Origin of the sequence: Inquilinus limosus (genome assembly GCF_051487185.1) — a bacterium.
In the GTDB taxonomy this organism is placed as follows: domain Bacteria; phylum Pseudomonadota; class Alphaproteobacteria; order DSM-16000; family Inquilinaceae; genus Inquilinus; species Inquilinus limosus_F.
This window is the reverse complement of the sequence record NZ_JAHVDK010000012.1, coordinates 77,434-91,707: the sequence shown is the minus strand read 5'-3', so window position 1 is coordinate 91,707 and position 14,274 is coordinate 77,434. Positions and strand designations below refer to the sequence as shown.

At 66.5% G+C, this 14,274-nt stretch carries 15 protein-coding genes; 4 read left to right on the top strand and 11 right to left on the bottom strand.

Going from position 1 to position 14,274, the window contains the following annotated elements; genetic code table 11:
* Positions 1-10: 10 nt before the first annotated feature.
* From KXR53_RS15465 to KXR53_RS15445, 5 genes are all read right to left on the bottom strand, one after another.
* Positions 11-991, bottom strand: a complete 981-nt coding sequence (locus KXR53_RS15465) for an alpha-ketoacid dehydrogenase subunit beta (RefSeq protein ID WP_437376120.1) — start codon at positions 989-991, stop codon at positions 11-13.
* Complete coding sequence (gene pdhA / locus KXR53_RS15460) at positions 984-2,081, bottom strand: pyruvate dehydrogenase (acetyl-transferring) E1 component subunit alpha (protein ID WP_437376119.1); 1,098 nt, start codon at positions 2,079-2,081, stop codon at positions 984-986. The genes KXR53_RS15465 and pdhA overlap by 8 nt, the downstream gene beginning before the upstream one ends.
* Before the next feature lie 193 nt (positions 2,082-2,274).
* Positions 2,275-2,745 (bottom strand): aminoacyl-tRNA deacylase, encoded by a 471-nt coding sequence (locus KXR53_RS15455; RefSeq protein ID WP_437376118.1) that lies wholly within the window; start codon positions 2,743-2,745, stop codon positions 2,275-2,277.
* 185 nt (positions 2,746-2,930) lie between these two features.
* Positions 2,931-3,299, bottom strand: a complete 369-nt coding sequence (locus tag KXR53_RS15450; RefSeq protein WP_437376117.1) for a 4a-hydroxytetrahydrobiopterin dehydratase — start codon at positions 3,297-3,299, stop codon at positions 2,931-2,933.
* Positions 3,296-3,658, bottom strand: coding sequence for a hypothetical protein (locus KXR53_RS15445; RefSeq protein ID WP_437376116.1), 363 nt, complete (start codon positions 3,656-3,658; stop codon positions 3,296-3,298). The genes KXR53_RS15450 and KXR53_RS15445 overlap by 4 nt, the downstream gene beginning before the upstream one ends.
* Positions 3,659-4,169: 511 nt before the next feature.
* Here KXR53_RS15445 and KXR53_RS15440 point away from each other — a divergent pair.
* The 4 genes from KXR53_RS15440 to KXR53_RS15425 are packed head-to-tail and all read left to right on the top strand — an operon-like array spanning position 4,170 to position 8,811.
* Positions 4,170-5,699, top strand: coding sequence for a sugar ABC transporter ATP-binding protein (locus KXR53_RS15440; RefSeq protein ID WP_437376115.1), 1,530 nt, complete (start codon positions 4,170-4,172; stop codon positions 5,697-5,699).
* Entirely contained in the window at positions 5,699-6,694 is a 996-nt protein-coding gene (locus KXR53_RS15435) for an ABC transporter permease (protein ID WP_437376114.1), read from the top strand. The genes KXR53_RS15440 and KXR53_RS15435 overlap by 1 nt, the downstream gene beginning before the upstream one ends.
* Positions 6,695-6,704: 10 nt before the next feature.
* Positions 6,705-7,649: an ABC transporter permease gene (locus KXR53_RS15430; RefSeq protein ID WP_437376113.1), complete on the top strand. Its 945-nt coding sequence runs from the start codon at positions 6,705-6,707 to the stop codon at positions 7,647-7,649.
* A 55-nt stretch (positions 7,650-7,704) separates the two neighbouring features.
* Positions 7,705-8,811, top strand: coding sequence for an autoinducer 2 ABC transporter substrate-binding protein (locus KXR53_RS15425; protein WP_437376112.1), 1,107 nt, complete (start codon positions 7,705-7,707; stop codon positions 8,809-8,811).
* Between the two features lie 136 nt (positions 8,812-8,947).
* Here KXR53_RS15425 and KXR53_RS15420 read toward each other — a convergent pair whose 3' ends face one another.
* The 6 genes from KXR53_RS15420 to KXR53_RS15395 all read right to left on the bottom strand — a co-directional run bounded on the left by KXR53_RS15420 (position 8,948) and on the right by KXR53_RS15395 (position 14,250).
* Positions 8,948-9,820 carry a sugar phosphate isomerase/epimerase family protein gene (locus KXR53_RS15420; RefSeq protein WP_437376111.1) on the bottom strand — a complete coding sequence of 291 codons (873 nt, stop codon included), beginning with the start codon at positions 9,818-9,820 and terminating at the stop codon, positions 8,948-8,950.
* A gap of 68 nt (positions 9,821-9,888) precedes the next feature.
* The gene (locus KXR53_RS15415; RefSeq protein ID WP_437376110.1) at positions 9,889-10,653 is read right to left on the bottom strand and encodes a type 1 glutamine amidotransferase domain-containing protein; all 765 of its coding nucleotides are present in this window, start codon (positions 10,651-10,653) and stop codon (positions 9,889-9,891) included.
* A 3-nt stretch (positions 10,654-10,656) separates the two neighbouring features.
* The gene (locus KXR53_RS15410; RefSeq protein ID WP_437376109.1) at positions 10,657-11,157 is read right to left on the bottom strand and encodes a hypothetical protein; all 501 of its coding nucleotides are present in this window, start codon (positions 11,155-11,157) and stop codon (positions 10,657-10,659) included.
* Positions 11,154-12,242 (bottom strand): ABC transporter ATP-binding protein, encoded by a 1,089-nt coding sequence (locus KXR53_RS15405; RefSeq protein WP_437376108.1) that lies wholly within the window; start codon positions 12,240-12,242, stop codon positions 11,154-11,156. The genes KXR53_RS15410 and KXR53_RS15405 overlap by 4 nt, the downstream gene beginning before the upstream one ends.
* A gap of 2 nt (positions 12,243-12,244) precedes the next feature.
* Positions 12,245-13,189, bottom strand: a complete 945-nt coding sequence (locus KXR53_RS15400; RefSeq protein ID WP_437376107.1) for a carbohydrate ABC transporter permease — start codon at positions 13,187-13,189, stop codon at positions 12,245-12,247.
* 2 nt (positions 13,190-13,191) lie between these two features.
* Positions 13,192-14,250 (bottom strand): carbohydrate ABC transporter permease, encoded by a 1,059-nt coding sequence (locus KXR53_RS15395; protein WP_437376106.1) that lies wholly within the window; start codon positions 14,248-14,250, stop codon positions 13,192-13,194.
* Positions 14,251-14,274 lie beyond the last annotated feature (24 nt).

Here is a 14,274-nt window from a genome sequence, read left to right as displayed (position 1 = left end):
CCGGTGAGCGTCAACCGAACTGGCAGATCCGGCGTGCCGCGGCCACGATGCGATCGACCGACGGCATGTACTGCTGCTCGAGCCGGTGCAGCGGTATGACCGTGTCATAGCCGGTGACCCGGGCGATCGGGGCGAACAGCGACGTCAGCCCGCGCTCGGCGATCAGGGCGGCGATCTCGGCGCCGAACCCGCCGGTGCGCGCCGCTTCATGCACGATGACGCAGCGTCCTGTCTTTGCCACCGAGGTGAGCAGGGTCTGTTCGTCGTAAGGCTTGAGGGTGGCGAGGTCGATCACCTCCGCGCCAATGCCGTCGGCTGCGAGCGCGTCGGCGGCCGCCAGCGTCTCCTTCAGCATCGCTCCCCAGCTGACAAGCGTCACATCCCGCCCCTCTCGCAGCACGAAGGCGACATCCAGCGGCAATGCCTCGCCATTGTCCTCGACCTGGGCCTTCACCGTCCGATAGAGCCGCGTCGGCTCCAGGAACACCACGGGGTCCGGATCGCGGATTGCCGCGAGGAGGAGCCCGTAGGCGCGTTCGGGCGAGGACGGCACCACGACGCGGAGCCCTGGAATATGGGCCAGCATGGCCTCCATGCTCTCGGAGTGATGCTCCGGCGCGCGAATTCCGGCGCCCCAGGTGGTGCGCAGGACCATCGGACAGCTGAGCCGGCCCTGGGTGCGGTTGCGGAGCCTGGAGGCATGGTTCGCCAGCTGATCCATGCAGGGATAGAGAAAGCCCATGAACTGGATCTCGCCCACAGGCCGCAGGCCTTGCGCTGCCATGCCGATGCACAGACCGCTGATCAGGAGCTCGGACAGCGGCGTGTCGATCACACGCTCGGCCCCGAAACGCCGCTGCAGACCGGCGGTGGCGCGAAAGACGCCGCCGTTGACCCCGACGTCCTCGCCGAGCACGAGCACATTGGGATCGTCCTCCAAGGCCCGGGCGAGCGCCAGGTTGACGGCTTCGACGAGCGTCACCTCAGACATCGGATGCTCCCTTCAGCTCATCACGCTGGGCGACATAGCTGCGCGGAAGCTCGGCATAGAGATGATCGAACATGGTCTCGGGCGGGCGCGGACCGATCGCCAGATAGCGCTCGATCGCCGCCTCGATGCGTCTCTGACACTCGGCCGAGAGTTGCTCCTCCGCCGCCTTGTCCCAGGCCTGCCGGCCCACGAGGCAGGCCCTGAGCCGTGCGATCGGCTCCTCCTTCCAGCGCGCCTGGACCTCATCCGGCGGGCGATAGCGTGCGGCATCATCCGCCGTCGTATGGTCGCCGAGCCGGTAGGTGACAGCCTCGATCAGGCGCGGCCCGCCGCCGGTCCGGGCGGTCTCGATCGCCTCCTCCGCCGCGGCCCGGACGGCGATCACGTCATTGCCGTCCACCTGCTCGCCGAGGAAGCCGGCGGCAATCGCCTTCTGGGCCAATGTCTGCGATGCGGTCTGGAGCTTGAGCGGCACGGAGATGGCCCACTGGTTGTTGTTGACGACGAACACCACCGGCAGCTTCCAGACACCGGCGAAGTTCATCGCTTCCCACAGATCGCCCTTCGAGGTCGCCCCGTCGCCAAGCACACAGACCACAACCCTCGGCTCCCGTCTGAGCCTGAAGGCGTAGGCGGCGCCCGCGGCATGCGGCGCCTGCGATCCGACGGGGACGCAGAACGGGAAATCATGGGTCGGCCCGGCAAAGCAGCTGCCGCGTTCGTCACCGCCCCAATAGAGCAGGATCTCCTCCATCGTGACGCCGCGCCAGAGGAGCGCTCCGGTGTCGCGATAGGAGGGGACGAGCAGGTCTTCCGCCCGCATGGCGCTGGCGATGCCGACCGACACCGCCTCCTGGCCGAGGGAGACAGGGTAGGTCCCGAGGCGCCCCGTGCGCTGAAGCGCAACCGCCTTCACGTCAAAGGCGCGGGTCAGCACCATGGCCCGAAGCAGAGAGACCAGCAGACCCGTTTCGGACGCGAAGCTCGGCAGACTTTTGCGGACGCTGCCGTCCGGCGCGAGATAGCTGCGGCGGCGCACCTCGAACCGCGCAATCACCGGGAGTTCCGGATCGGCCGTTGTTTCAGCCATGCTCTCGCCTCCTGTCGGTGGACGGTTGAGCGCTCACGAGGCTCGCGGTCGAAGCGCTGACTCGCTGCCTTGAGGAGATGGCAGCGAACCGGAATGGCCGGGATCACCGGCCATCGGGTGAGCAGCGCGCGGCGGCACAACGGATCGCCAATCCCGACCCAGGCTTCCGGCCGGGTTTCGGACGGACGGGTCTTCAGCTGTGGGTCGTAAAGCGCCCGTGCTGCGTCTGTGCCGTGAGCCGCGCAAACTGCGTCTGGCTCATGTGGAGCAGCGTCGCGTGATCGCCGCCCTCCAGGTAGACCTCTGGCTGTTCCTGGATGCTGTCGTCGACGATCGTGTTCAGCCCGTAGCACCTGCCAACCGGGGGAACAGCGCCATGGGCACAGTCCCGGAAGATCTCATCGATCTCCGTTTCGGAGGCGAGATCGACGTCGCGACCGAGCTGCGTCTTCAGATCCGACAAGCGGAGGTGGTGAGACGCGGGCAGGACGGCGAGGACATATCCGCTCCCGCAGCGAAGCACGACGCCTTTGGCCAGACGGTCGCCCGGGATGTGGCACGCCTCGGCCGTGCCTGACGACGATCGCGTCGATTCATGTGTGATCACATCGTACTCGATGCTCTCGTCGGCCAGATATTTTTCGAGTGTCGGGGCGATGGACATGGTGTTCCCTCCGATGCGCCGACCGCAAACTGCGCACCTGTGAGGGTCGTCCTGGCAGGCCGCCACCTCACGGGGCGTGGCTGCTGTTCTTTAATAAGATATGTCCCTTGCTCGTTGACGACAATTGATCCCGGCGCCCGCTGCCCCAGGGCCTGATCGAGAGCACCATGCCGACGGATAACGATTCAGCCGGCTGACGACTGTCCGGCGGTTGATGCACCTGCGGCGATCCGGTCGAGCTTGACGGCCATGATGAAGTCATTTTCATGCAGGCCTTTGATCTTCTTGGTCAGCAGCGAGACCGTCGCGTAACCCCAGCCGAAGGCAATGTCCGGATGATGCCCCTCGGCTTCAGCGAGTGCGGCCGCGCGCTCGACGAATTCGAAGGCGTCGCGGAACGTCTTGAACCGATACGTGTGCTCGATTCTGCGGCCGTCGTCGACGAGAGCCCAATCGGGCGCTTGCTCCAGGTATCGCCTTGCCTCTTCAGGCGTGAGTGGCGGAACACCGCCGCGGCACGGCGTACAGGTCTTCTCGGAGAGTGCTGTGGTCATTCCGGTTTCCCTTCGTCACGGGTCGCTGCCGAGGGGTGGTCCTTGGGCCGGCCCGCGGCCTCACGCGCGCCTTCGTACATGATAGGCGGGCCAAGCTCGTCGAGGCGGAAGAGACGGAAGGCCCGCTCGCCGTTGAAATCGAGGACGCGAAGGTCGTCCGATTCGTGCAGGTCGCGCATGACCACTTGGAAATGACCTCCGTAGCGTTCCTGCGCCATTGTCAGAGGGACCTCATAGGCGATGAATTTCGCGATGCCCTTGGCCCGAAGCTTCTCGGTAAACGCCGGATCGGTCAGCGAGGGATGCGAGGTCATGATCACCAGGGGACCGCTTCCGGTGAACAGCAGCGCCGCTTTCATGGCGAGGCCTCCTAAGAAGAGTCCGTTTGGAAATGGAGTCTAGAGAGAGATACGACGGGGAAGGAGGCTTGCCATGGCGACGTGGATCATCGCCCCGGAGACGTCGCCGCGAGCTTCGCCGTCGCGGACCAGCCGTCTTCATCATGTCATCCGTCCGAAGGTGCTCGACGACCCGGCGTCGCCGCGGCATGCCGCGTGCAGCCCGTCTCCTCCGTGGCGCCGTCGAAGCTTCGGGCAGCACTAGGCGCCGGCGCCGAATCCGATGGAGACCACCGTTCTTGCCAACTCCAGCCTCCTCGGGTGGTGACAATAAAGCCGCATTCGTGATCTGATCATCAGACATAAGAGGAGCGACGCGCTGGGCGCGTCGACCTCAAACACAAGTGGTCTTCAGGACCGGGTCGGCAGGGACGGGAAACGCCATACATGGCGACGAGGATAACAGGCGCCTCGCCATCGACTGTGCAGGTAACTCCGGCTTGGCTTCGCCTCGCTGGACCTGTCAAGCCCCATGACCATGGATGAACGCGCCGTGGCCCCGGTTGTTGAACTCGCGGGCATCTCCAAATCCTTCGCCGGGCTGACCGTGCTCAGGGACATCAGCTTCGACGTGCACCCAGGGGAGATACATGCCCTTCTCGGTGAGAACGGCGCCGGCAAGTCGACCTTGATCAAGATCATCGCCGGCGTACACCGGCCGGACACCGGGGAGCTGCGCGTCGACGGCACGCCAGCGCGTTTCTCCTCGCCGCGCGAGGCGCAGCGGGCCGGCATCGCCACGGTCTATCAGGAACTGCTGCTCTTTCCCGAGCTCACGGTTGCCGAAAACATCTTCCTCGGCCATGCGCCGCGCCGCCCCTGGGGTGGGCTCGACTGGGAGGCAATGCGGCTCAAGGCGCGCGATCTCCTCGATTCCCTCGACAGCCACGACCTCGACGTCGACGCCAAGGTCGGCAGCCTCTCGGTCGCCAACCGCCAGCGGGTCGAGATCGCCAAGGCGCTGTCCTGGAATGCCCGCCTGGTGATCATGGACGAGCCGACGGCGGCGCTGGCGGACGCCGATGTCAAGCGGTTGATGGACGTGGTGCGCTGGTTGCGCGGGCGCGGCGTGGCGATCGTCTATGTCAGCCACCGCATGGCCGAGATCTTCGCTCTGGCCGACCGCGTCACGGTGCTGCGCGACGGGGCGCTGATCGGCACACGGCCGATCGGCGAGGTCGATGAGAGGACGCTCGTCAACATGATGGTCGGCCGCTCGATCGAGCAGCTCTTCCCGAAGGAGGAGGCGAAGATCGGCCCGACCATGCTCGAGCTGCGCAACGTCTCTCACCACACGACCGTCAAGGACATCTCCCTGTCGCTGCGCGCCGGCGAGATCCTCGGCATCGCCGGCCTCGTCGGCTCGGGCCGCACCGAATTGGCGCTGACCGTCTTCGGCATCACCCCAGCGACAGCGGGTGAGATCCTGGTGGACGGCAAGCCGGTCGTGATCGACCGGCCGGGCAAGGCGCGGGACCTCGGCATCGCTTACGTGCCGGAGGATCGCGGACTGCAGGGCCTGATCCGGCCGCAGACGGTGCGCGAGAACGTGTCGCTCGCCGTCCTCGGCCGCATCGCCAAGGCTTTTGTCGTCGATTACCGGCGCGAGGCGACCCTCGCCCGCGACGCCATCAAGCGCTTCGGCATCCGCACACGCGGCCCCGAGCAGGCGGTGCGTCAGCTGTCCGGCGGCAACCAGCAGAAGGTGGTGCTGGCGAAATGGCTCGCCACCGAGCCGCGCATCCTGATCCTCGATGAGCCGACGCGCGGCATCGATGTCGGCGCCAAGGCCGAGGTGCATGCCCTGATCAGCCGGCTGGCGACCCAGGGCCTCGCCATCCTCTTGATCTCGAGCGAGCTCCCTGAGGTGCTGGGCATGAGCGACCGTGTCCTCGTCATGAGCGGGGGCTGCATCGTCGCCGGCTTCGACCGGGCGGAGGCCACGCCCGACGCGGTCGGGGCGGCGATGACGCGGGCCGGCGGCACGGCGGAGGCGGCCTGATGACGACGACGATCACGGCCCAGGCCCGCCCCTCGCCCCGCCGCAGCACGCGGCTCGGCCGGTTCCTCGGCGCCTATGGCCAGGAGCTCGTTATTCTCGGCGCGCTCATCGTGCTCTTCGTCGTGGTCGGCACGATCAACCCGCGGTTCCTGAGCGACACCAACCTCACCAGCATCTTCTCGAGCAACGCCTATATCGCGGTGGCCGCGCTCGGCATGTCCCTGGTCATCATCTCGGGCCATATCGACGTCTCGATCGGCTCGCTTATCGGCGTGCTCGCCACGCTCTCCGGCACGCTCGCGGTCGGCGGCTATCCCGTCTGGGTCGCCTGGACGGCGCCGATCCTCGCCGGCATGGCCGTCAATGCCGTCGTCGGCGGCCTCGTCACCTATATGCGCATCCCATCGATCGTGGTGACGCTCGGCATGCTGTCGATCCTGAAGGGCGGCCTGATCAGCGTCACCGACGGCGCCTGGATCACCAACCTGCCGGCCGACTATCTGATCGCTCAGAAGCGCCTCTTCGGCCTGCCGCTGCCGATCTACTTCATGGTCGTGCTCACGCTCCTCACTGCCTTTTGGATGCGCTACTCGGCCTTCGGCCGGTCGATCTACGCCATCGGCGGCAATGCCGAGGCGGCGCGGGCGACCGGCATCCAGGTCGAGGCCACGACCGTCGCCGTCTTCGCCATCCACGGCGTCTTCGCCGGCATCACCGCCGTGCTGTTCGCGACCCAGCTCCAGGTCATCCAGTCGACTGTGCCGCCCAATCTCGAACTCACGGTCATCACCGCCTCGGTGATCGGCGGGGTCTCGATCCTGGGCGGCACGGGTACGGTGATCGGCTCGACCCTGGCCGCCGTCCTCTTCGCCACCATCGGGTCGGCGCTGATCTTCCTCAACGTGTCGGCCTACTGGCTGCGCGCGGTGCTCGGCCTCCTCATCCTGGCCACGGTGCTCGCCGACATGGTGCGGCGCCGGCGTGTCGCGGTCTGAGGAGGCGCCGGTGTCGCTGCGCTTCCTCCTCCGCCACGAGACGATCCTCGCCATCCTCGTCGCGCTGGCGCTTGCCGTGCTCGCCACCCAGTCGGACCGCTTCTTCACGACGGACAACCTGCTGAACCAGGGGCGGCTGATTGCGGAGGTCGGGCTGGTGGCGCTGGCCATGACCTTCGTCATCGTGACCGGGGGGATCGACCTGTCGGTCGGCTCGATCCTCGGGCTCTGCGCCATCCTCCTCGGCGTCTTCTGGAAGAATCTCGGTCTGCCCCTGCCCGCCGCGATGGCCGCGGCACTCGCCATCGGCGCCGTGGCGGGCCTGTTCAATGGCCTGATCATCACCCGCTTCCGGGTGCCGCCGCTGATCGCCACCCTCGCCACCCTCGCCCTCTATCGCGGCCTCGCCGAGGGCATCAGCCAGGCGCGCTCCGTGCGCGGCTATCCGGACTGGTTCTTCGGCCTCGGCCAGGGCGAGGCGCTCGGCGTGCCTTCACAGCTCTGGATCCTGCTTGCCGTCACACTAGCCGCTGGCCTGGTCCTCGGCCTCACCACCTTCGGCCGCTCGACCTATTCGATCGGGGCCAACGAGACGGCGGCCCGCTTCTCGGGGATCAATGTCAATCGAACCAAGCTCCTGATCTACACCGGCTCGGGACTGATGGCCGGGCTGGCCGCCGTCGTCTTCGTATCGCGCGTATCGACCACGCGCTCTGACATGGGCACGGGGCTGGAGCTCGACGTCATCACCGCCGTCGTCCTCGGCGGCACCAGCATCTTCGGTGGGCGGGGCACGATCATCGGCACCGTGCTCGGTCTCGTCCTGATGCAGGCCGTCAAGAATGGTCTCTCCCTGGCCGGGGTGAAGGGCGACGGCACCATTGTCGTCATCGGCGTGGTGCTGATCATCGCCATTCTCGTCGGCAACCTGTTCCGCCGCGACGGCGACGGCTGACCAAAAAGCGCGGGCCTCGCCGGATTCCGGCCCGCAAACAGTGGAGGAGATGGACATGAGGCGGACCACTTGCGCCCTGGCACTCGGCGTGCTGCTCGCCGCCGGTGCGGCGAGGGCGGAATCGGCCTGGACGGGTGGGGACGACCTGCCGACCAGCCCGCTCGCCTGCGACGCGACGGCCGCGACACCGGTGGCGAAGCCCTATGACGGCGGCGCCCCAGCCAACGCGCCGGATCGTGCGGGCAAGAAGATTACCGTGGTCGACGTGCCGAAGCTGATCGGCATCGGCTACTTCAACGCAACCTCGAAGGGTATCGCCGACGCGGCGAAGGAGCTCGGTAACGTCAGCGCCAAGACGGACGGGCCGACCAAGGCCAATATCGACGAGCAGATCACCTTCATCGACAACTACATCACCAGCGGCGTCGACGGCATCCTGTTCGCTGCCAACGACCCCGTCGCCATCGCGCCGGTGCTGAAGAAGGCCCTGTCGAAGGGCATCAACGTCGTCGGCTACGACGCCAACTCGACGCCGGACGCCCGGCAGTGGTTCGTCAACCAGGCGGAATTCAACGGCATCGCCAAGTCGCTGATCGACAACATGGCGAAGGAGATCGGCGAGGACGGCGCCTTCGCCATCGTCACCTCGACCTTCACCACGCCGAACCAGGCGCGCTGGATTGCCGAGATGGCGGCCTATGCCGAGAAGTGTCATCCGAAGATGAAGTGGCTGGAGACGGTCGAGGCGCAGGAGGACAATATCCTGTCCTTCAACCAGGCGACGACGCTGATCAACAAACACGGGGACGAGCTCAAGGGCATCTTCGGCATGACCAGCGTGGCGACGCCGGCCTCCGCCGAGGCGGTTACCCAGGCCGGCAAATGCGGCCAGATCGCCGTGGTCGGCCTGGCCACGCCCAATGCCATGAAGCCCTATGTGGCAAAGGACTGCGTCAAGTCGGTGGTGCTGTGGAACCCGATCGACCTGGGCTATGCCGCCATGTACGTCCTGCGGGCCGTAGCCGACGGCACGCTCAAGCCCGGCGCGACCTCGGTGAAGGCCGGCAAGCTCGGCGACCTCCAGGTCGTCAACGGCAGCGAGATCCTGCTTGGGCCGCCCTTTGTGTTTACCAAAGAGAACATCGACAAGTTCGACTTCTGAGTGGCGAAGCCGCAATCGGCCTCCTTGATCGTTACCCGCTTGCGGCTGGAGCTGAGCTCTAGCATCGGCGGAAGACGATCTGCCTGTGTCGGAGCGGGGGCTTGGTCTCCGCTCCGATCGGGCAGTCGATGCCGCGTCAGGCCTGCCGATCGGACCGGTCAGCCCCCGCATCGGCCCAGCCTTGCTTCATGTGCTCGAAGCCGAATTGGTAGACCTCTTCCTCGTTGGGGAAGAAGTCGCGCCACACGCAGGTGGCGGCGGCCAGCGCCGGAACGGCGCGGCCGAAGGCCTCGATCGTCAGCCTGCCGTCATATGCCGAGGCCCGCAGCGCCCGATAAGTGGCCGCCCACGGCACATGACCTTTGCCCGGCGTGCCGCGGTCGTTCTCCGAGATATGGACATGGATCATGTGGCGGCGGATCGTGCCGATGGCGGCGACCGGGTCCTTTTCCTCGATATTTGCGTGGAAGGTGTCGTACATCCCCTTCACGGCGGGATGGTCGACCTCGTCCAGATAGTCGGCCAGCTGCTCCATCGTGTTGAGAAAGTAGCATTCGAAGCGGTTGAGCGCCTCGAGGGCGAAGCGAACGCCGTGCCGATGGGCGTGGTCGCCGGCGCGGCGGTGGAATTCGATGCCGCGCCGGCGCTCCTCGGCCGTGGGGCCGTGGCCCGTGAAGTGGCCGAGCTGCGAGTGCATCGGGCCGGCGACGATCGGCCCTCCGAGCGCCCTGGTGCAGTCGACGACCCACTTCGCCCGGTCCACCGCGGCCTCCCGCTCGGCTCGGTCGTCCGAGAGGCAATTGTGCCCTGCCCCCAGCACGCTCACGGCCGTGACGTCGAAGCCCAGCGCCGCAAGCTGCTCTCCGCGCCTGGCGTAGTCGTCGGGCGTGCCTTCGAAGACGGGGACCTCCACGCTGTCATACCCCGTCTCCTTGAGCGCCTTCAGCAGGGGCGCGTGTTCGTCGGTGACGTGTCCCGTCCAGAGCAGCAGGTTGAACCCATACTTCATGCCGCATTCCTCCCTTGGCCGGCGCGGATCGCCGGCCCGGACGCATCAGGCGAGATCAGCCGCGACGCTCACTGCGCCGCCGACGCCTGTCCCGTTGCGGCCAGCAGCTGCTGCACCATCGCCTGGACCAGCCGCGGCAGGTCGTAGGGGAAACGCGCGGTGATCAGGTTGCCGTCGACCACGCAGGGCTCGTCGAGGACGACGGCGCCGGCATTCTCGAGATCGATCTGGATGTTCCATACCGCGGTGGCGCGCTTGCCCTTGAGGATCCTGGCGCTGACCATCACCCATTGACCGTGGCAGATCGCGGTCGTCGGCTTGCCGGCTTCGTGCATGGCGCGGACCAAGGCCAGGGCGTGCTTGTCCATCCGCAGCGCATCGGGGTTCCAGCAGCCGCCGGGCAGGAGAACGGCGTCGTAATCCGCCGCCTTTGCCTCGTCGGTGTAGCGGTCGATCTTCAGCCAGCCCGCATTCTCCATCAGGCGGATGGCGAGGACATGAGTGGCGCATTGCGGCGGGAAGCGCAGCCCCAACGTCGGATCGAATTCGCCGATGCGCGGCGAGACGATGTGGACGGTGGCCCCATGCTCGGTCAGCCAGCGGTGGGCGCCCAGGATCTCCACCTCCTCCACGCCGTTGGTGCAGCAGATGGCGATCCGCTTGCCCTTCAGCAGGTTCGGATCGGAGGGCGGATCGAACAGGAAGCTGTTGAGCTCCCGGTTCAGCTCGCCGTCCGCCGTAACCAGCAGCTCCGTGGAGATGGAGGGAACCGGAGATGTGGACATCAGCTGCTGCATCCGGTGGAAGGCGCCCGCTTGATCGCGATGGCTCATCTTTCACTCCCCTGGAGATGTTGAAGGATTGTGCTCGCCGGATCCTTCCTCGCTTCTGGTCCTCCAGCGGCCCTGCAGCATCAGCGCGCCGGCCAGGACGCAGGCGATGATCGCGACCGTCCAGGTGAAGCCGTGCATGTACCAGGGCTTGGCGCTCAGCTGGGCCTTGCCGGAGAGGGTGTTGGGATCCGGCGGCTTGAGGAAGAACAGGCCGTAGAGATACGCCGCGAGAATCGCGACCAGCAGGACGAGGCAGAAGATCATGGCGACGATCATCGCCGCCTTCACCACGGACCGCTTCGGGACGCCGGGCTGCGCCAGCGGCAGCAGGTTGTTCGCCAGCGCCGCCAGGACGACGATGACGCCCCCCGCCGTGAACAGCGCGATCTCGAAAGGCTGGAAGATCAGCAGGAGCGCCGCGACGCCGAGCCCGATGATCGCATATTCCAGCCTGCGCGCGGCTGCGGGCGACAGCCCACCATTGCCCTGGTCGTGTCTGCTCATGCGCGGACCGCCTTGCCGTCCGCGGCGAAGATGTGGGTCTGCATGGGATCCGGAATCAGATGGAGCGGTTCTCCAACCTTCACCTTCCTGTCGCGTGGGACCACCACCCGGATGTCGCCGCCGGCCTTGGTCCGCGCATGGATCAGCGTCTCGGCACCCATCGGCTCGATCAGCTCGGTCACGGCATCGATCGTGCCGGCGGTATCCTCGGGGACGACGGTGAAGGCGCGCGGGCGCACGCCGACCGTGACCCTTCCCGGCCCCAAGGCCGCGACGGCGGGGTCGGCGGGGAGATCGACGTCCTGCTGGTCGAAGGTGACCGTCGCCTTGCCGTCATCGTAGCCCTTGAGCTCCGCCTCGATCAGATTCATCTGCGGCGTGCCGATGAAGCTCGCGACGAAGACATTGGCCGGCTTGGCGAAGACCTCGTGCGGGCTTCCCACCTGTTCGATCAGGCCGTCGCGCATGATCGCGATGCGATCCGCCATGGTCAGGGCCTCGAGCTGGTCGTGGGTGACGATGACCGTGGCCTTGGACAGGTTGGACAGCACGGCCTTGATCTGTCCGCGCATGGCGTGGCGCAGCTCCACGTCCAGCCGCGACAGCGGCTCGTCGAACAGGAAGCAGTTGGGATCGCGTACGATGGCGCGCGCGACGGCGACGCGCTGCTTCTCGCCCTCGGAGACCTGCCCCGGCATCCGGTCCAGGACATCGCGCAGATGCAGGATGTCGGCCACTTTGCCGACGCGGGCGGCGATCTCCGCCTTGCCGATGCCCTCGCAGTGCAGCGGCATCGCGATGTTCTCGCCGACCGTCAGCGCCGGATACAGCGCATAGAACTGGAAGACCATGGCGATGTTGCGCTTCTGCGGCGGCAGCTCGTTCATGCGCTGCCCCGCGATCACGATGTCGCCCGCCGTCGCCCGCTCCAGCCCCGCGATCATGCGCAGGGTCGTCGTCTTGCCGCAGCCCGACGGGCCGAGCAGGCAGACCACTTCGCCCGCCGCCACCGACAGGTCGGCGTCCCGGACCGCGACGAACGGGCCGAAAGCCTTGGTGATCCTGCGGATTTCGATGGTCGACATGGCTATTTCCTGACCGTGCCGAAGGTGACGCCGCGCAGCAGGTGTTCCTGCAGGAAGAAGGTGACGAGGAAGACCGGGATCAGGAACAGCGTCTCGATCGCGGCCAGCAGCGTCCAATCGGTGCCGCGGCCGCCGGAGGAGACGGCCTGGTTCATCGCCACCGGCACGGTACGCGTGTCGGGGCCGGTCAGGAGGAGAGCGAACAGGAACTCGTTCCAGGTCAGGATCAGGCCGAACACGAAGGTCGCGGCGAGGCCGGCGACGACCTGCGGCAGACAGATCTTCCAGAACACCTTGACCTCGGACGAGCCGTCGATGCGGGCGGCGTCCTCGACGTCGGTCGAGAGCTCGTCGAAGAAGCTCTTCATCATCCAGATGGTGAAGGCCAGGTTGAAGGCGGTGTAGAGCAGGATGATGCCGGGATAGGACCCGGACAGGCCGGCGGCGCGGAACATCAGGATCACCGGGATGATGACGACGATGGCCGGCAGCATCCGGGTGGTCAGGATGATGAAGAGATAGGTGTCGTTGCCCTTGAGCGGGTAGCGCGAGAAGCCGTAGGCCGCCAGCGTGCCGAGGACGAGGGCGAGCAGGACCGAGACGGACGCGATCACGATCGAGTTGAAGAAGAAGCGGTCGAAGCCGGTCGCCTCCGGCTGCCCGCCGGCCGTCATCACCCGCGAGAACACCGAGCCGAAATTCTCCAGCGTCGGGGTGAAGACGAAGCGGTCGGGGATGAGGCCGAACAGCGAGGTCGGCGACAGCGTCGGCGGCACCGACAGCGCCAGCTCCTGCGGCTTGATGGCGGTGAAGATGATGAACAGCACCGGCAGGAAGTAGACGAAGCTGACGCCCGCCACGACCAGGGTGTGTCCCCAGCCGGCCTCCGCGACGCCGTGGCTCCGGCGAAAACCGATGCGTTCCCAGACGGACGGGCCGGACGCCATGGTCAGCTCTCCCGGTTCCTGCGATTGGCGAGATAGAGGTAGAGGTTGGTGAGGACGATCACCATGAACAGCATGATGTAGGAGATCGCCGCCCCTTCGCTCGTCTTGTTCTGCTCGTTGGCGATGCGGATCAGGTGGTACGAGATCGTCATCGTGTCGTTGCCGCCCTTGGTGAGGAGGATCACGAGGTCGGCCAGCTTGAACGCCTCGATGGTGCGGAACAGCAGCGCCAGCATCAGCAACCCGCGGATATAAGGGAAGGTGATGGTCCAGAAGCGCCGCCAGGCGGAGACGCGATCGATCGCGGCCGCCTCATAGAGGTATTTCGGCACGGACACGAGCCCCGCCAGCACCAGCAGCATGACGAAGGGGGACCACATCCAGGCATCGGCAAAGACGATGCCCGCCACCGCGCCCGCCTTGCTGTCCATCAGGATGAACTGGCCGTCGGCGATGCTGTTCAGCACATAGCTGAGGATGCCGAAGGTCGGGTCGTAGTAGTAGGTGAAGAACACGCCCGAGGCGACGACCGACAGCATCATCGGCGTCAATACGAGGATCAGGAGATACTTGCGCAGCGGAAACCGCTTGGCGAAGAGCATCGCCAGCAGGAAGCCGACGATCATCTGGGCCGTCACCGTGAGCACGACGAACATGGCCGTGTTGATCAGGGCGTGCCAGTTGGCCGCCGCGGCGATGTCGTTGGTGAGCACCTTGATGTAGTTGCCGAGCCCGACGAACCGGATCGACTGCTGGTTCGACTGATAGGCGAAGAACGAAAGCCCCAGCGACCACAGCAGCGGAAAGATGTTCATCGTGAACAGCACGGCGATGGCCGGCGCCACGAGCAGCCCGCCATAGTAGCGGCGGCGATAGGCGTTGACCGCGAACGCCGCGGCGACCAGCGCCGCCGCGGCGCCGACAATCCAGAAGGCGATTGCCGCAGGCAGCGCCGCGGCGGCGGCCGCAGAGACGACGATGCCCGCGACGATGGCCAAGCGCCAGTTGTCGGCGGAAATCTCCAGAAATGCCGGCGACGTCCGGGCCCTGGGAGCCGACATGGTTGGTGTCACTGACATGGGCGC